Origin of the sequence: Providencia sp. PROV150, from assembly GCF_028481025.1 — a bacterium.
Classification (GTDB): domain Bacteria; phylum Pseudomonadota; class Gammaproteobacteria; order Enterobacterales; family Enterobacteriaceae; genus Providencia; species Providencia hangzhouensis.
In genome coordinates this window covers 140,543-159,294 of the sequence record NZ_JAMPPJ010000015.1, presented here as the reverse complement: position 1 = coordinate 159,294, position 18,752 = coordinate 140,543, and the positions used below count along the sequence as shown (strand labels likewise).

Sequence of the window (18,752 nt, the reverse complement as noted above, 5' to 3'; positions counted from 1 at the left end):
TTTTATTATTAATAAATTCTTTGAATAAGGATTATTGTATGAGTATTGCTGAAATAAAAAAAAGCAGTAAAGTCGCAGCCGTTGATTTTATTCCTGCATGGGGAGACTTAAATGGGAATATTCAACGTTTAGTCGAAGCGACAGAAAAAGTGGCTGCTCAAGGGGTAAATTATGCCGTATTTCCAGAAACGGCAGTGAGTGGTTATTTATTTTCGGACTCTACGGAATTAGCACCTTATTTAGATACTATCCCTGGCAAAACGACTGCTGCAATACTGCCTGTATTGGCTCGAACAGGAATGTATATGAGTGTCGGTATCGCGGAGCGAGATAGCGAAACAGGGCTCGCCTATAATTCAGCCGTTTTGATGGGGCCGGAAGGTATTATTGGTAAATATCGTAAAATAGGCCTGAATTCTCAAGATCAAAAAGTATTTGCACCGGGCAATACTGGTGTCAAAACTTTTGAAACACCGATTGGCCGTATCGCATTATTGATTTGTTATGATGATACCTACTGGCAATACGTTCGATTAGCTGCATTAGAAGGGGCGCAAATCGTTGGTTGGCATTCAGTATCCGACCGAATGATGCCAAATGCCACCCCTGCTGAAATGTTGGGCGACCACTCAACGGTTGCGCATGTACAACATATGAGCGCATTCAATGGGTTGTGGGTTATTTGTGCTACCCGAAGTGGAATTGAAACTAACCCAATTACTAAAGGGCAGCTTTACTATAATGGGGGCTCAAGTGTGTGGTCGCCATCAGGGCATAAAGTGGCTCAATCTCCCGTGCTTAGCCCGCTAGAACTAGAACCCGGGCTAAATGGCATATACTGTGCGACGATTGATTTAGACGAAGCAGATAAGCAACGTGATGCATTACTCGCGAAGCGCCGCCCTGAATTATATTTCCCAACACTGGCTTTTCACCGCAGCCCAACAGATATCAATGCGACAGAAACAGTAATACAAACGACGCTTATTGCTGCTCAGTGGGAAAAATCTATTTCTAAGTTAGATGCAATTCAAGTGGGAGAAAATGAATTGCTGGTTTTACCCGAGCTCTCTGCGCTTCCTTATACGAATGACCCGAACCTTATTTTGTCCCATGCTGAAAAGCAAGGGGGAGCATTTGAACAAACACTGTGTCAGGCTGCTCATCAAGGAAAAGGCTATATTGTTGGAAGTTATCCTGAAATTGAGATTGATAAAGTGTTCCACACCGTCATTCTTGCGGGCCCATCAGGGGAAATATTAGCCCGCTATCGTGTTACACATCTTAATGAACGGGATAGCGGCTGGGCAACAGCGGGTAGCGCTGTGAGTGTGACAGCAACGCCAATTGGGCGTATTGCACTGGCGGCGGCACATGAATTAGACGTTCCTGAATTAGGGGGATTATACAGTATGTTACGTGCTGATATTCTTGCTGCACCAGCGGGCATCCCATGTGATTTAAAAGTGGAAATTGATAGCCATCTTTTTTCGGTTGAAGAGCCGCCAACAGGGCGTGTCGATTTTATCCCTTATGCAATTGCTACATTAAACCAGTTATGGGTGGTTTGTGGCGGGCGAAACGAGCGTGATTCTACGTCAGCGGCTATTTATGGGCCAGAGCCTGTTGTCCTTACTCCCACATTGACAGCACAAAGAGGGGCTGAAGATGTGCGTTTGCAAGCTCAGGTACCCGCACCTTTTACTTGGATTAACCAAGAACGGTTGGTGAGTGGTCAGCAAGCTATTTGGTTTCCGCCGCTAACACAGTAGATTATAGTTCAAGCGAAGTTTGAGTGAAAAAGGCGGGGGAAACCCGCCTACTAATATGTTATTACAGGGTGTGCTGGTGGTTGAGTGCTTCAATGGTTTTCTTGGCACCGTTATCACGCAGTGAAAGGTAAAATGCAGTCACCTTTTCAGTAAATAGTGAATTATTAACCAGTTCTTCGGTAAACAAACTGTTGAGGGACAGCAATGCGCGAACACGGCTTTCATCATCAGTGCTGTTTGCAACCAGCTCAGCCAATTTTACAGCCTGTGGGTCGCTGACTTGAATTTCTGTGCCATGATCATCTTTTCCGCTGACATAACGCATCCATCCCGCAACGGCTAAGGCTAAATAATCAAATGATTGGCCATTTTTCAGGTGAATTTGGATAGAATCGAGTAAACGTTGGGATAATTTCAACGTTCCATCCATCGCGATTTGCCAAGTACGATGTTTCAACCCCGTATTTTTAAAACGCTCAATCAGGGCATTAGCATAGGCTGGTAAATCCACATTTTTGATGGATAACGTTGGTGCTTGCTCATTGACCATCAAGTGATAAGCGGCTTTTTCATAAGCGCTATCCTGCATGCACTCATTAATATATTGGTAACCAGCCAAATAACCTAAATAAGCAAGGAAAGAGTGGCTACCATTTAACATGCGCAGCTTCATTTCTTCAAATGGAACGACATCCGTGACTAACTGAGCGCCCGCTTTTTCCCATTCAGGGCGACCTGCGACGAAATTGTCTTCAATCACCCATTGGCGAAATGGCTCACAGGCAATGGCGACTTTGTCAACGACAGGGTCTAGCTGGGATTGAATTTTCTCCGCTGTGTCTGGTGTCATGGCAGGCACAATTCTATCCACCATGGTAGATGGAAAGGTGACATTGGCTTCAATCCAATTGGCCAATGCAATATCCTGTTTTGCAGCCATCGCTAAAATGACATTTTTCGTGATATGGCCATTTTCAGGCATATTGTCACAGGACATGACTGTAAATGGTGCAATACCCAGTACCTTACGGCGTTTTAAGGCTTCAACAATCAGACCCGGTAGTGATTTCGGGGTATTTGGTGAGGCTAAATCATGCGCAATAGCGGGGTTCGCAAAATCAATCGAACCTGTCGCGGGCACATAGCAATAACCTTTTTCAGTAACCGTCATGGAAACGATGGCAATATTAGGGTCTAACATGCGATTGATAACGGCATCAATTCCGTGAATGGTTGGGTGTAATGCTTCTTTTACCACACCGACAGTACGGGTTTGCCAATTATCGCCTTGCATTTCAACTACGTTATAAAGGCAGTCTTGAGCGAGTAAATCTTCAATTTGTTGCTCGCCACCGACTAAATTGACCTCACAAAAACCCCAATCACTCTGCTGTTCCGTAGCTAAAATATCCGCAAAGATGGCTTGGTGGGCGCGGTGGAACGCGCCGAAACCTAAGTGAAGCATTTTTACCTTTACCTGCTCCCTATCATAGCTTGGTACTTTGATTGTGGCGGGTAATTGGTTTAGGTTATTGGTTGACAGTTGCATATTTCACTTTACCTTTTTGTTGTTCAGCCTCTTCAACCGCATCCAACGTGCTGGTTAAATCACGATCTTTCACTTCAGGCATGATAATGGCACTGATTAATGAAATGGCAGAGTAAATGATGATCATGATTGCAATTGGCCACCAGCTTCCGGTGATGCTACAGAAAATACCCGCTAGAACTGGGCCTAAACCAGAGGCAATTAAGCCACCAATTTCTTTGGCCACAGCCATACCAGTAAAACGGTTACGTGAGTTGAACATTTCAGCCATCGTAATATTTTCTAAGGCAAATAATCCGAGTACTGAACAGTTATGAACGATAATAATACAGATGGTAATTAAGCTAACGCTGTTCGCACCATCGACGATGACAGATAACATCGGATAGGCGAGCAACATGGCAGATAAACTAAGAATAATATAAGGAATACGGCGCCCGAATTTATCAGATAGCAGACCAATCACAGGAATGGTCAGGAAACCGACAACGGAGCTGATCATGATCGCATCAGTTGGAATACTTTTATCAAATAATAAGCTTTGAACTAAATATCCCGCTAAGAAAGTTTGAATTAACCCAGAGTTACCCGCTTGACCGAAACGAATACCAGTTGCTAACCAAAATGCTTTAGATTTAAACATGGCAAAGAAACTTTCTTTCGGTGGCGTTTGTACCGCAACTTTGGCTTCTTGTTCTTCCGTATTTTGTACTTTCTCAAATACAGGGCTTTCTTTCAGATTCAGTCGTAACCACACGGCAAACAGCATCACAACGAAGCTTGCCAAGAAAGGTACACGCCAGCCCCACGCCAGCAAGTCTGATTTGTCTAACCAGAAGAACATAACCGCCCAAATCGCAGTGGCGCTTAATGTGCCGCAGTTTGTCCCCAGACCCACGAGTGAAGCCACAATACCCCGGCGGCCTTTTGGCGCATATTCTGCCAGCATGGTTCCTGCACCTGAAATTTCAGCGCCTGCTCCTAAGCCTTGAATAATTCGCAAAAGAACTAATAATAGCGGTGCGAGGATACCTACCTGTGCGTAGGTTGGTAATACCCCGATTAATGTAGTACACACCCCCATCATGGTGATGGTGATAAAGAGTACTTTTTTACGACCGATTCGGTCGCCCATTTGACCAAAGAAAATCGCACCAACAATACGTGCGACATATCCGGCACCGTAAGTTCCCATAGCAAGAATTAATGCCATTGAAGCGGATTGTTCAGGGAAAAATATTTCATGGAAAACAAGTGCTGCGCCTAACGAGTAAAGCTGGAAATCCATAAACTCCAGAGCGGTTCCTAGCCAGCCTGAAACTGCAGCTTTGGTCAGATCGCCAGAGCTGCGTTCCACTTTCCCTGATGGATCAATTGACTGAGTATTCATATTATTATCCTATTAATCACGTAGAGTAGTATCCAAAATCGGATTTAGTTTTTTTAATTAAATTAAAAGGTTAAAAGAATTTTACAGCAGGTCTTCTGGTCTTTTTCAAAGGTTAATATTGCCTCTTGCGCTTCAGTGAATGGGAACTGATGGGTTAAGATTTTTGTTGGGTCAATTTTTTTAGATTCTATCCAGCTAATCACTTCTGGGAATTTTTTGGCATTCAGGCGCGAAGAAAACAATGAAATCTCTTTGCTGGTAATACTTTGCTGTGTAACGGCACTTGCTTCACTTGAAAAGCCCATAATAGAAACTCTTGCCGCGGGGGAAGCAATCAAGATGGCTTCTTGTAAGATAGCGGGATGGCAAGCTGCATCAAGTACTAACGTTGGGCGGAGCCCCAGTGCTTTGAGTTGCTCTGGTAGTGGGGTTTGTGAATTATCAATGACAATATCAGCGCCACAATCTTTTGCTCTTGCTAAGCGTTCAGTCACGCGGTCAACTACAATTAAGGTTTTGACCTGATAAACTCCTTTAAGAACCTGTGCGCAGGTTAACCCAATCGTACCCGCACCATAGACTAATGCGACATCATCTTGAGTTGGATGAACATGCGAAGTCACGTTGGCGGCAATAGAGTATGGTTCAACGGTAACGGCACATTCATCGCTGATTGAATCAGGAATGGTATAAGCGTTTGCCGCAGGGACATTAACATATTCAGTGAATCCGCCATCAGTATGAACGCCTAATACTTCTAGTGTTTCACACACATTTGGTTTACCAATTGAACATGGGTAGCAATGACCACAACTGAGAACAGGGTCGATAGAGACACGTTCACCAATGCGTTTACTGTCTACGCTGGAACCGACTTTTTCAATGACACCGAAAAATTCATGACCAATCACTCGTGGATATTTTGCAAATGGGTTATGGCCACGGTAGATATGGCTGTCAGAACCACAAATACCGGCTAATTGGACTTTTATTTGTACTTGATTTTCAGTTGGTTCAGGAACTGAACGCTCTTCAATCAATAATGTATTAGGTTCTTTAATTACTACCGATTTTACAGCTTTCATATTTAACTCCGAATAAAATAAAAATTACCAGTTCCACAACGTGCCGTCTTCGAGACGAGCAACTGGAAGATAAGCTGGGTTGTACGGGTATTTCGCTGCCAGTTTTTCATCAAAATCGATACCTAAACCGGGCTTATCACTTGGGTGCATATAACCATCGTTGAACGTCCAGTTGGTCGTAAATACGGACAACATTTCTTCGGAGTAGCCCATAAACTCTTGAACGCCGAAATTTGGTACCCATAGATCAAAGTGTAAGGCGGCAGCATGGCAAATAGGGGATAGGTCAGATGGACCATGAGAACCGGTTCTGACTTGGTAAAGTGAAGCGAAATCTGCAATCCGGCGCATACCCGTGATCCCGCCAGCATGCGTGATTGTGGTGCGGATATAATCGATGAGTTGCTCTTCAATCAATTGTTTACAATCCCAAATGCTATTAAAAACTTCACCTACAGCGATCGGGGTGACGGTATGTTGACGAATTAATCTAAAACAAGCTTGGTTTTCCGCTGGTGTTGGGTCTTCCATCCAAAATAATCGATAATCTTCAATACTTTTACCGAAGCGAGCTGCTTCAATAGGGGTCAAGCGATGGTGCATATCGTGTAGTAGGTGTTCATTGAAGCCATATTTGTCCCGTACGGCTTCAAATAGTTTGGGCATAAAATCGAGGTATTTTTCGGTTGACCAAAATTGCTCTTCAGGGTGATGGCCTTTTGTGGCAGGTTCATAAGCAAGGTTTTTTCCTTTACTCTGCCCATAGGTGGTTGCCATCCCTGGGATGCCGCACTGCACTCGGATCGCTTTAAAACCTTTTTCTTTATATTTCGCGTAGTTATCTAGTGTTTCGGCAATATCGGTACCCGTGGTATGGCAATAAACCATCACTCCTTCACGAGAAGCGCCACCGAGTAATTGATAGACCGGAAGGTTGGCAATTTTGCCTTTAATATCCCACAGTGCCATATCAATCGCAGAAATGGCGGACATCGTAACTGGGCCTCTGCGCCAATAGGCTCCCTTATAGAAGAACTGGTAAATATCTTCAATTTTATGTGGGTCACGGCCTATCAACTGAGGACAGAGGTGATCTTGAAGATAGGATGCCACTGAGAGTTCTCTCCCGTTAAGGGTGGCATCACCTAGTCCATATATGCCTTCATCGGTGGTAATTTTTAATGTGACAAAATTACGACCGGGGCTACATACAAAGACTTCTGCTTTTATGATTTTCATTTTGGCCTAAATCCCTATTACTTGTTAACCAACTGATCAACCAAATTACCTCTTTTCACTCGAACTGGTTTATTTATTGGTTAACCAAATTTTCTTTTTTTCACTCTATCAATCGGTAAATTAAAAAACAATGACTAAAAAGACGACAATAAGTGAATCTGATCACAAATTGGTTAACTAATTTTGCGGAAATAGTGGATAAATTGGTTGACCATTGTGATGAGGGACGATAATCTACAATGGAAGAACTAAATTTAATTCGACAACGCGTTGTACATATATATGAAAACTCAATACCGCTCGTACCAATACCTAGGTCAGCAGTTAAAAGAGCTCATTGCATCTGGTGAATATCCGATAGGAAGTCGTTTAATGCCAGAGCGTGAGATCGCTAAAAAATATGATGTTAGTCGCTCATTGGTACGTGAAGCACTCATCATGTTAGAAATTGAAAAATTGGTTTCTATCAAGAAAGGTTCTGGTGTTTATGTCATCAATCACCCAGATCTATTAATTGATGAAGTCAAAAGCTTAGACCATGGCCCTTTTGAAATACTGCAAGCTCGCCAAGTGATTGAAAGTGCGATAGCTGCATGTGCGGCCTTGTCAGCAACAAAAGCCGATATCCAAGAGATCCGCGCATTATTAGAAGATGAGCGAATCAAAGTTGCGAATAATGAAAGTGACGATGCGAATGATCATAAGTTTCATGTGTTAATTGCTCGCGCAAGCAAGAACGACATGATGGCGAAGATTATTGATGATATCTGGGCTGTGCGGTTACAAAGCCCTATGTGGGATAAGCTACATGAGCATATCGACAATACGACTTACCGGAAGAAGTGGTTGATTGATCATGAAAATATTTTAAATGCACTACAAAAACGTGATCCTGAATTGGCTAAAAAAGAGATGTGGCAGCATTTAGAGAATGTCAAAAATACGCTAATGCAGCTTTCTGATTTTGATGACCCCAATTTTGATGGTTACTTATTTGAAACAATTCCTTATCAGACTATTTTTGAATAATCGCAGGAGAAGTACTCATGGAGCATACGTGGCGTTGGTACGGTCCTAATGACCCTGTTTCTTTAAGTGATGCTAGGCAAGCAGAGGCGACGGGAATCGTCTCTGCGCTCCACCATATTCCTAACGGTGAAGTTTGGAGTGTTGAGGAGATTTTAAAGCGTAAAGCTATCATTGAAGATGCTGGGTTAGTTTGGTCTGTCGTGGAAAGTATTCCTGTTCACGAAGATATTAAAACTCAACAAGGTAATTTTGATCACTATATTCAAAATTACCAACAAAGTATTCGTAATTTAGCATCCTGTGGTATTAAGACCATTTGCTATAATTTTATGCCAATTCTAGATTGGACGCGTACTGACCTTGCTTATACGCTACCAGATGGCTCCAAAGCGTTACGGTTCGACAATATTGCCTTTGCCGCGTTTGAAATTCATATTTTAAAACGTGAAAATGCGGCGGCGAGTTATTCAGAACAAGAAGTTAAAGAAGCGGCTGAGTATTATGCCAATATGTCATCTGATGATATCGAAAACCTGATTAAAACCATCATTGCAGGGCTACCGGGCGCAGAAGAAGGTTATACATTAGACCAATTCCGTGAGCGCTTGGCGCTGTATAATAATATTGATGAAAATCAGTTACGTGAGAACTTACGTTATTTCTTGCAGAAAATCGTTCCTGTATGTGAAGAAGAAAATGTGGTTTTAGCTATTCACCCCGATGACCCTCCGCGCCCAATTTTAGGCCTGCCACGTATTGTTTCTACCATTGAAGATATGCGGTTTATTAAGCAAAGCTGCGATAGCATTCATAATGGGTTTACTATGTGCACAGGTTCTTATGGTGTGCGAGCCGATAACGACCTAGTAAAAATGATTAATGAATTTGGTGATCGTATTCATTTCACACATTTACGTTCAACGGTGAGAGAAAACAACCCAAATACTTTCCATGAAGGAAATCATATTGCAGGTGATGTCGATATGTTTGAAGTGGTCAAAGCCATTTTAGCGGTTGAACAAAAACGCCATGCTGCGGGGCTTGCACCAATTCCAATGAGACCAGATCATGGTCACCAAATTTTGGATGATTTGAAGAAAGTGACTAACCCTGGTTATTCCGCTATTGGCCGCTTAAAAGGCCTAGCAGAGGTGAGAGGGTTAGAATTAGCGCTGAAGCGAATGTATTATCCAGAATTACTAAAAGTATAATTTTCTTTGCAATATTGGCTTTTATTATTTGGTATTTACGTGATATCAAAGGGTTGAGTACGCATAAAAATACGCGACTAAATTATAATTAGTCGCGTATTGAACTAGTTGTTAAGTTATTTTAATTTTTTTTTATCGATACTCCAATTCTGTTTTGCAGAAATAGTCAATAAGTCGCCTGACTTAATAATATACGTATAGTAGCCAGCAACTATTGAACTATTACGATCCGCTGTTGATTTAACTATAATCTTTTTATTACTTAGGGGCAGTTTGGGAATGGAAATTTTATTTAGCCATTTCTCATTTTTAATTTCAATATATATACTATCGTTAGTTTTAAAAATATCCTTTATCATTTTTTGTGTAATAGAATCTTCATTCTTAAACGTAAGCTGATAAGCTGATTTTTGCTCCAACGAATCTACGTCATTTTTCATTTCAAACTGCCAATAAGACTTACAGGAAACCGTACATTTTTCACCTGTTGAAATCCTATGCTTCTCTTTATTCACGATCAGTGTACTACAATAGGCCGCAGTAGGATCAATGGTAATGGATTGATTATTTTTTAGTGGCGGTATTGTAATTTGGTCAGCCCAGTGACCATTTTTTGATTCAATAAGAATATGGTTGTGCTGATTTAGTGCGGCATTCAATACCTTAATGGTGATATTATCGTCATTATTAAATTTTAATTTATGGTAATTAATTTCATTAGATTTAGGTTTAGATTTGTATTTAATAATTTTATTTCTTAGGGTATTAATTTCTTCCCATGTTTTCTCGTCATAGATTTTTATATATTCATCTTTGTATTCTTTATTCATTAAGCGATTTGATTCTGAAATTAATGAATCAGTTTCTTCGTCAGCATAATCCGGTAGCTCAGCGGCTAAACTTGATAAAGTAGGCAATAATATTACCGTATCATATTCAGATAAATGAATATTTTGATAAAAATTCCAAGCTTCAAAGGTTAGTTTATCATCTTCTATTTTTAATAAATAGCCTGTACCTTTATCTGTAACCCCGTTTTCACCTAATGTTAAACTTGGAATGTCAATTAATGTTCCAAATGGACGCTGAATGGCTTCAATAATCCCAAAGCCATTATGAATATGACCACTTAACATAATTATTTGGGGATAACGAGAAAATAGACTTTTTAGTCTTTCATCTTGCGGTCCAAATCCGCCATATAAGTATGACCGCCAATGTGAACAATTGAATGCTTGATGTGTCATCACAAAAATCGGTTTATTCGCATCAACGCCTTCAGCCAGTTTTTTTTCTAACCAGAGAAGTGATGCTTCATTTAATTCCATTTGATTTTTTAAAGGAACATCTGTGTTCAAACAAATAAAATGATAACCATCAATCCATGCATCAATGCACATTGTATCTTCTTGCCGGTCAATATTGCATTTTTCTAAGTAAGAGTCATATAATCCGACTAAATCGGGGTCTAATGGCTCATGGGGTTCGGCCCCAGTTCGGACATCATGGTTGCCTAACATCAATAATAAATTTTGATGATATTTTTTTGGAAATTGTTCTAGGAAAATATCAAAAGAATCTTTTCTATGTTGATGATAATCACCAATATCCCCAGCCATTAATAACCCTTCGGCTCCACAGTGATTAATATTTTTAATAGACGTTGCCAATACTTCTTTATCATGATCTGAGCCTATATGAATATCACTAATTACACCAATTATCATACGAAATTTCCTTTTAAAATGAGTTGAAAATTATAGTCCATTGTTTTTTGTCTGATTGGGGTTTTTTATTTCAATTGTACTGTCTTGAATTTCATTAATAAAACTGTTTTGGCAAGAAGATAAAAATAAAGAAAACATAAAAAAATAAATGATTTTCATTGTTAGTCTCGCATTGTTTAAATTAATTATTATTTAAAGTAAAATTGTTCATTAATAAATTTCAATATTACTTTCTTTTAGTAGATAAGCTCTCCTATTAAGAAAAAAATTAAAGGGTTCTTTTTTAAATACCAAGTCAGGATTCGATTTATTATTAAAATATTCCTCAGTCATGAATGAATAACCAGTTTTATTTTCTAATGAATGTAATAAATCCAGTTCGTTTATTGTAAGTGTTTTAAACTTTACGCCGATTTTTTTTATTTCTTTTAAAAATTCTATCATGGTACAATGTTCGAATGATGATTTTGTTTGAATAAGAATTTCATTATTCATCATTTTTTCAATACTCATGCTTTTTTTCATTAATTCTTTATGAAATACTAAACCTAATCTTTCAGTTTTTAAATTTATTTTTTGTATACTTTTATGGTCAACGTCGATATCTACAGGTGATATTATGATGTCATAGTGGTGGTTTTTTATTTCATACAAAATATCATTTGAGATCTTGCATTCAACTTCAATGTTAATACTCTTATTTTTCAATAAGTTGTTTATTATCGAATGTATTCCATAGAATGGAAATCCATCAATAAGAATTTTAATTTTTTTTTCATTGTTTGGCACAGTTAAATTGTTTAATATTTTATTTATACTTTCATAGTGAGGGTTTATTTTATTAAATAGCTCCATGCCATAATCGGAAATGAGTATTTTATTTTTTTTTTAACTAAAATATTCTTTCCTAGCTTTTTTTCGAGAAGAATCAAACCTTGTGATATCGCTGAAGACGTGACATTGGTAGACTCTGCCGCTTGATTTAGCGAACCATTTTTAGCCAAAGCAATAAACTGGTTTAATTGTTTCGAGAAAAACATAACTGTCCTTAGTCGGTTGGAAAACTCTAAATTAGGATCTCAATCCATTAATAATCTATTACGGTAGTTTAATCTAAAGCTGTTTTTATAAGTTAAATTAATATAAAATACAGCTATTAGAATTCTAATTAAACATTTATCTATAATTCGCTAATAAATAAAATTGAATAAATAGGAAGTATAATTATTAGTGTGATTAATAACTCTCTCATTTCTACGGTCTCCGCTATAATTTAGTTTTAAAACTATATCAAAGAAAATTAATGCAGTAATTTAAATATCCTTGCTAATGTTTCAATAAAAACTTTATTTAGCTGTATCTATTAGCTTATTAATTATTCTTATATCGTTAAAGTTTGATTAACCCCACATATTTTAACAAGAATAGATGATTTTAAGGCCACCACAATCGGTCATTTATGATCTTGAAATAGATTGATTTACACCTTTGAAAATGCCTTTATCATCGGTGATTTTGTATCATAATTGTTCTTTGCTTAAGGTAAATTTGTCTGCATTTTTTCCTTTGTTGCCTACAAAACCCTTATCAGATCAAATACCCGTCTTGATACAAGGGCATCAAGGTAGCGACCTAACCGTTTTTGTTTTATCCTGAGCAGTAAGTGGCAGCAATTTCCGCCGATGGCATAAAATAGGAATGATTAATTTGAGTATAGGTTTACCCTATGCTCAAAAAATTGTTCAGAAAATAGAAAAGTGAGAACGCAATGGGTATTCGTATCGTTCCTAAAGAAGAGTTAGGACAAGAAAGATTGAAAGAAAAGGGAATTGGTTTTATTCCACCAGTTCTGTTTCCTAACTTAAAAAGTTTATATCAACGCCGTGCTGAGCGACTCAAAGAACTTGGTGCAGGAGAACATCCTTTTGCAGATTATCTGAATTTTGCTGCTGAAGTGGCAACCGCACAACATAATGCACAGCATGATAATCCATTAGAAATGGATATGGCATCTATCCTTGAGCGCTCAACAAATACCAATAATTCGCCATTGGATGCAAAAACATTTCCACGGACAACACATTGGCACAAATTATTAACGGCTATTATTGCCGAATTAATGCCAGTCGTGCCTGAGTCTGTACGTCCGGCGTTAGAAAATCTGAATAAAGCGTCTGAAACAGAACTCGAAGCCATGGCAACTGCGTTGCTAAATGAAGAGTTTGAAAAAGTTCCTGCGGATAAATCGATGTTTATTTGGGCTGCATTATCGGTGTATTGGGCACAAATGGCAGCAAATATCCCAGGTAAAGCGCGTGCAGAACATGGAGACCATCGCCATTTCTGTCCTGTATGTAATAGCATGCCAGTGTCGAGTATTGTGCAAATTGGTACATCACAAGGTTTACGTTATTTACACTGTAATTTATGTGAAACTGAATGGCATATGGTGCGCGTTAAATGCAGTAACTGTGAGCAAACAGGTAAATTGAATTATTGGTCATTAGATGATGAAAATGCGGCAGTTAAAGCAGAAAGCTGCGGTGATTGCGGTAGCTACTTGAAAATCCTTTATCAAGAAAAAGAAGCTAAAGTTGAAGCTGTCGCGGATGATTTAGCCTCAATTATTTTAGATGCACGCATGGAAGAAGAAGGCTTTGCGCGTAGTAGTATTAATCCGTTCTTGTTCCCTGGTGAAAAATAAGCGGTAAAAGAGAATCGTGACTATGGCTGAATCAGACTTGGCTTTATATCGCCAACTTCCTGCTATTGATAAATTATTGCAGCTCGATGAAGTGCAAATATTGGTTGAACAATCAGGGGCTCATTGGGTCACTGCATGTTTACGTGAGATGCAAGAGCAAGCTCGAGCCAGTATTGCACAGGCAGGGAAATTACCTGCTTGGCAGGAAGATTGGGTAAAAGAGTTAGCACAACGCCATCAAGCTTTAGGGCAAAGCGCCCTAAAAAACGTGTTTAACTTGACGGGTACGGTGCTACATACCAATTTAGGCCGTGCGGTCATGTCAACCACGGCGGTGAATGCAGTTAGCCAAGTGATGAGTTCGCCTGTCACATTAGAATATTCTCTAGATGGTGCGATGCGTGGGCATCGTGACCGTGCGATTGCTGATTTACTGTGTGTGCTCACTGGCGCCGAAGATGCCTGTATTGTTAATAATAATGCTGCCGCAGTTTTATTATTGCTAGCAACGGTTGCAAATGGCCAGCAAGTTATTGTTTCTCGTGGTGAATTGGTTGAGATTGGTGGGGCTTTCCGTGTGCCAGATGTGATGGCGCAGGCTGGCTGCCAATTAGTTGAAGTGGGTACAACGAATCGGACTCACTTACGTGACTATGAGAATGCGATTAATGATCAAACTGCACTATTAATGAAAGTGCATACCAGCAATTACAGTATTGAAGGATTTACTGCAGAAGTTGAAGGTGAAGAGCTTGCAGAGCTAGGTAGAAAGTACCAATTACCAACGGCAATTGATTTAGGCAGTGGTTCGATGATTGATATGACGGCTTATGGGCTACCCGCAGAGCCCATGCCACAAAGTTACCTTTCTCAAGGTATTGATTTAGTTTCAATTTCTGGAGATAAACTTCTTGGTGGCCCACAAGCAGGGATTATCTTAGGGAAGAAAAAATGGATTGATGCAATTCAAAAACATCCATTAAAACGTGCTTTACGCGTTGATAAAATGGTTTTAGCTGCACTTGAAGCAACGCTAAAACTGTATTTAACTCCCGAAAAACTCACAACAGAATTACCCACATTACGTTGGCTAACACGAGATCCTGAAACTATTCGTGATAGCGCAGAAAGCATAGTTGTTGCTCTACAAGCCTTTTATGGGGACAAATTTATTGTTGAAGTTGAGCCTTGTCTCTCACAAATAGGGAGCGGTTCACTTCCTGTCGACCGTCTTCCTAGCTTTGCGGTAACATTCACACCGCTAAATGGAAAAGGTAGTACATTAGAGCAACTCGCTACGCAGTGGCGCCAGCTACCTCAACCAGTGATTGGGCGCATGAAAGACGGTAAATTGTGGCTTGACCTGCGCTGTCTTGATGATGAACACGCGTTATTACAGGTTTTACTTTCATGATTTTTGCGACAGCAGGCCATGTTGACCATGGTAAAACTTCTTTAATTCAAGCCATTACTGGCGTAAATACCGCACACCTCCCTGAGGAGAAAAAGCGCGGAATGACCATTGACCTAGGGTATGCCTACTGGCCACAGCCAGATGGGAGCTCTATTGGTTTTATCGACGTTCCAGGACATGAAAAATTCTTAGCCAATATGTTGGCTGGGATTGGTGGTATAAACCATGCGCTTTTGGTAGTAGCTTGTGATGATGGCGTGATGGCGCAAACCCTTGAACACCTTTCGATTTTAAGGCTAGCGGGTTGTGAAAATATCAGTGTTATACTGACGAAGGCTGACCGAGTCGATCATTCGCGAATTGAACAGGTTACGGAGCAAGTCACCTCCGAGCTGGCTAAACAAGGTTGGCCAGATGCAAAACTATTCATTACGTCTATTGAAGATGGGCGCGGCATTGATGCGCTGCGTTTATATCTGCAACAACTTCATCAGCAAAGTGGTTCACATCCCAATATCCAACGTCGTTTTCGTTTAGCCATTGACCGCGTTTTTTTGGTTAAAGGTGCAGGGGTAGTGGTGACTGGCACTGCATTAGCGGGAAAAATTCAAGTTGGTGAGTCACTATGGGTGACAGGAGCGGATAAGCAAGTTCGCGTCAGAGGTATTCATCGGCAAAACCAAATATCTGAATTCGCTGTTGCAGGTGATCGCGTGGCCTTAAACTTGGTGGGCGATATTGATAAAGAAAATATTACCCGAGGGGATTGGTTACTTGCAGAGCAACCTGCGTTTATTGCAACACGGGTTATTGTTGAATTGGAATGCGATGCATTAATTAAGCACTGGCAACCTGTGCATCTTTACCATGGTGCAAGCCACATCACTGGGCGAGTGTCATTATTAGTGGAGCAAGGGGAAACCCCCGTGCTTGCTGAGTTAATTTTAGATACCCCATTATGGTTAGTAGAAAATGACCGGTTAATTATCCGTGATATTAGCGCTCGCCAAACGTTAGGTGGGGCTCGAGTGATACGTTTGGTTTCCCCACGGCGAGGTAAAAGGCTTCCGGAGTTTTTGGATTGGTTATCTAAGCTTTGCCGAGAACAAGATGAACTGGCTCACTTTAAGCTACAGCTTCCTCAAGGTGAACTTAATTTACGGGATTACAGTTGGGCGCGGCAACTCACCCATGATGTGTTAGATAATTTATTGGCTCAAATGGATGTGGAGCGTGTTGGCAACCATGTTTTATCCACATTTAAAGCGCAAATAGCGAAAGAACGTATCGTTCAAACCCTTGAAGAATTCAATGAAATACACAGTGACCAAATCGGTGTAGGCAAAGCACGTTTAAAACGTATGGCTCTGCCTTCAATGAGCGAGGCATTAGCATTTAAATTCATTGATGATCTCATTGGTGAAAATGTTATTAAGCAAACTCGCGGTTGGTTGCATATGCCCCAACATGGGCTGGTGTTTGATGCCCAACAGCAATTGATTTGGCAGCAAATACACCCATTATTTTCACGTAATGAGGCGTGGTGGGTACGTGATTTAGCATTAGAAAGTGGCTATGAAGAAGATACGATGCGTCGCGTTCTAAAAAAGGCGGCGCAAATGGGATTAATTACGGCGATAGTTCGTGACCGCTATTATAGCCATGAGCAAATTAATTATTTTGCGTCACTTATTCACCGTTATTGCATGGAAAATGAAGTCATTTTTGCGGCTGATTTCCGTAACGAATTAGGGATTGGTCGGAAACTTGCGATTCAAATTCTTGAGTTTTTTGATAAAAGCGGTTTTACTCGTCGTAAAGGCGATGGTCACCATTTACGAGATAAAGGCATTTTCGTTGAATAAATTGAGTGTTTTAATCCGTTATAGTAGTGCCTCATAGCAACCTCCAATATTAAACTTGTGGTAAAACTGATGAAGAAAAAGTTATTTGCAGGCTTTTATCTGGCATTGATCTTTATTGGCTCCCTTTTCTTAGTCTTTGAAAAAGGTAGCGTAATTTATCCTGCTCTCATATCGGTCAGTGTATATGCCGTTTTATTCGGTTTTTTAATGGTGCTAACAGCTCGCTGGTTATTTTCCGCTATTATTACCAGTACATTATTTATCATCATAAAATTCCTGAATCAGTTAAAAGTTCATTATTACAAAGAACAACTCTTCTTTAGTGATATCAATATTATGACAGACACTTCCAATATGGGGACCTTGGGCCATTATTGGTTAGCAGGTGTCGCACTGGTTGGGTTGCTTATATTATTAGTCATTAATGGGGTTATTAGCTGGCGATTGCTCAAGCCGAGTAAATCAAAAATGACTCGCGTTATTGGTGTTGTTCTTATTGTTGCGGGTTACTTTGGTATTAACTTCACAAGCTCACATTATTATGACAGATGGTCTCAGACGTTGCCAAAAGGCCGAGGGACAGTGACCAATATTATTATGTCGGCACAAAATGCGAGTTATCAATCCCCTGAATTTGCAGGCTCAGCTGATTATTTTATGGAAAAAGCAGCAGCAATATCCCTAGAAAATAATGCAGCCTCAGAAAAACCAGACATCGTTTTATTACTGCAAGAGTCTACTGTTGACCCACATATTTATGACTTACCTGAAGGAACTAAGCTTCCTGATTTATTTATGTTCCAGCAAGATAGTGGCGTAAGTGCGCATAGTCAGATGCGGGTACAAACTTTTGGGGGAGGAACTTGGTTATCTGAATTCTCAGCGCTAACTGGCTTAAATAGTGATGATTTTGGTGCGCAAAAAAGCGGTGTCTTTTATTTTATCGTTGACCACCTTAAAAATAGCTTATTCAAAGAAATGAAGGCCAACGGTTATTATACTGTGGTACTTACCCCCTTTAATAAAGGCGCATACCATTCAGGGCATGCCTATGAAACGCTTGGGGTTGATCGAATTATTCAACCACAAGAGCTCGGCTATCCAGGTAAACTGCAAGATAACTTATGGACAATCAGCACCGATGATATGCTGAAATATGTAAAAGAAATCTTAGCGAAAGAAACAGATAAACCCGTATTTATTTTCTCTCTTACAATGTATGAGCATGGTCCTTACAAAGAGAGCCATAGTGATGACTATGGTATAAAAGACAAAATTAAAAACTCAGATGCTGCAGGTGAATTTAGCCATTATATGGACAAAATCGTAACCTCAGATGCATCAATACGTGATTTCGCAGAATTCATTGAAAAACGTGAGCGTCCGTTGATGTTTTTATATTTTGGTGACCATCAACCAGGAATTAGCTTAAGTCAGTATAATTCTTCATTTTCATCACCCGCTTACCTAACACAATTTACTTTGCGGGATAACTTGAAATCAGGAACTGCAATAACAACGGGCCAGTTAACAGATATTTCCTTCTTAGGCGGAATCTTATTAGAAAGGGCAAGTTTAAACATTTCCCCATTTTATGAAGCCAACATCAAAATGCGTCACTTATGTGATGGCAAACTCAATGATTGTGAAGACCAAAAGTTACTTGATAGCTATCGCAACTATGTTTATGGAACTTTAGAAGCGGCTAACGCCAATAAAGGTGATATGTAATAGTATGTTATTATCAGCCGTAGATATTTACGGCTG

At 39.9% G+C, this 18,752-nt stretch carries 14 protein-coding genes; 7 read left to right on the top strand and 7 right to left on the bottom strand.

Annotated features, from left to right (window positions below; genetic code table 11):
* The first annotated feature begins 38 nt into the window (after positions 1 to 38).
* On the top strand, positions 39 to 1,772 hold the full coding sequence (locus PSE83_RS12545) for a nitrilase-related carbon-nitrogen hydrolase (RefSeq protein WP_004906204.1): 1,734 nt from the start codon (positions 39 to 41) through the stop codon (positions 1,770 to 1,772).
* Between the two features lie 61 nt (positions 1,773 to 1,833).
* Here PSE83_RS12545 and PSE83_RS12540 read toward each other — a convergent pair whose 3' ends face one another.
* The 4 genes from PSE83_RS12540 to manD form a co-directional block, all read right to left on the bottom strand.
* Positions 1,834 to 3,321: a mannitol dehydrogenase family protein gene (locus tag PSE83_RS12540; RefSeq protein ID WP_272660899.1), complete on the bottom strand. Its 1,488-nt coding sequence runs from the start codon at positions 3,319 to 3,321 to the stop codon at positions 1,834 to 1,836.
* Entirely contained in the window at positions 3,302 to 4,711 is a 1,410-nt protein-coding gene (locus tag PSE83_RS12535; protein ID WP_004906200.1) for an MFS transporter, read from the bottom strand. The genes PSE83_RS12540 and PSE83_RS12535 overlap by 20 nt, the downstream gene beginning before the upstream one ends.
* A gap of 62 nt (positions 4,712 to 4,773) precedes the next feature.
* Positions 4,774 to 5,796 (bottom strand): Zn-dependent oxidoreductase, encoded by a 1,023-nt coding sequence (locus PSE83_RS12530; RefSeq protein WP_172767525.1) that lies wholly within the window; start codon positions 5,794 to 5,796, stop codon positions 4,774 to 4,776.
* Positions 5,797 to 5,820: 24 nt separating this feature from the next.
* A complete protein-coding gene (gene manD, locus PSE83_RS12525; RefSeq protein ID WP_004906197.1) occupies positions 5,821 to 7,035 on the bottom strand; it encodes a D-mannonate dehydratase ManD in 1,215 nt (404 codons plus the stop codon).
* A gap of 282 nt (positions 7,036 to 7,317) precedes the next feature.
* Between manD and PSE83_RS12520 the strand changes: the two genes are divergently transcribed.
* Together PSE83_RS12520 and uxuA are read left to right on the top strand one after the other, a co-directional pair.
* On the top strand, positions 7,318 to 8,064 hold the full coding sequence (locus PSE83_RS12520) for an FCD domain-containing protein (RefSeq protein WP_004906196.1): 747 nt from the start codon (positions 7,318 to 7,320) through the stop codon (positions 8,062 to 8,064).
* Between the two features lie 17 nt (positions 8,065 to 8,081).
* Complete coding sequence (gene uxuA, locus PSE83_RS12515; RefSeq protein WP_272660898.1) at positions 8,082 to 9,275, top strand: mannonate dehydratase; 1,194 nt, start codon at positions 8,082 to 8,084, stop codon at positions 9,273 to 9,275.
* Positions 9,276 to 9,391: 116 nt separating this feature from the next.
* Here the strand turns inward: uxuA and PSE83_RS12510 are convergent, their stop codons facing one another.
* The 3 genes from PSE83_RS12510 to PSE83_RS12500 all read right to left on the bottom strand — a co-directional run bounded on the left by PSE83_RS12510 (position 9,392) and on the right by PSE83_RS12500 (position 12,042).
* A complete protein-coding gene (locus PSE83_RS12510) occupies positions 9,392 to 11,002 on the bottom strand; it encodes a metallophosphoesterase (protein ID WP_272660897.1) in 1,611 nt (536 codons plus the stop codon).
* 210 nt (positions 11,003 to 11,212) lie between these two features.
* Positions 11,213 to 11,857 (bottom strand): hypothetical protein, encoded by a 645-nt coding sequence (locus tag PSE83_RS12505; protein ID WP_136134581.1) that lies wholly within the window; start codon positions 11,855 to 11,857, stop codon positions 11,213 to 11,215.
* Positions 11,836 to 12,042, bottom strand: coding sequence for a helix-turn-helix domain-containing protein (locus PSE83_RS12500; protein WP_094961967.1), 207 nt, complete (start codon positions 12,040 to 12,042; stop codon positions 11,836 to 11,838). The genes PSE83_RS12505 and PSE83_RS12500 overlap by 22 nt, the downstream gene beginning before the upstream one ends.
* Before the next feature lie 728 nt (positions 12,043 to 12,770).
* On the opposite strand from PSE83_RS12500, the gene fdhE reads away from it, so the two are divergent.
* The 4 genes from fdhE (at position 12,771) to PSE83_RS12480 (ending at position 18,716) form a co-directional block, all read left to right on the top strand.
* Complete coding sequence (fdhE, locus tag PSE83_RS12495) at positions 12,771 to 13,706, top strand: formate dehydrogenase accessory protein FdhE (protein WP_004906186.1); 936 nt, start codon at positions 12,771 to 12,773, stop codon at positions 13,704 to 13,706.
* Between the two features lie 22 nt (positions 13,707 to 13,728).
* Entirely contained in the window at positions 13,729 to 15,120 is a 1,392-nt protein-coding gene (selA, locus tag PSE83_RS12490; RefSeq protein WP_196724841.1) for an L-seryl-tRNA(Sec) selenium transferase, read from the top strand.
* The gene (selB, locus tag PSE83_RS12485; protein ID WP_094961964.1) at positions 15,117 to 16,985 is read left to right on the top strand and encodes a selenocysteine-specific translation elongation factor; all 1,869 of its coding nucleotides are present in this window, start codon (positions 15,117 to 15,119) and stop codon (positions 16,983 to 16,985) included. The genes selA and selB overlap by 4 nt, the downstream gene beginning before the upstream one ends.
* Positions 16,986 to 17,054: 69 nt before the next feature.
* Positions 17,055 to 18,716 carry an LTA synthase family protein gene (locus PSE83_RS12480; protein WP_272660896.1) on the top strand — a complete coding sequence of 554 codons (1,662 nt, stop codon included), beginning with the start codon at positions 17,055 to 17,057 and terminating at the stop codon, positions 18,714 to 18,716.
* Positions 18,717 to 18,752 lie beyond the last annotated feature (36 nt).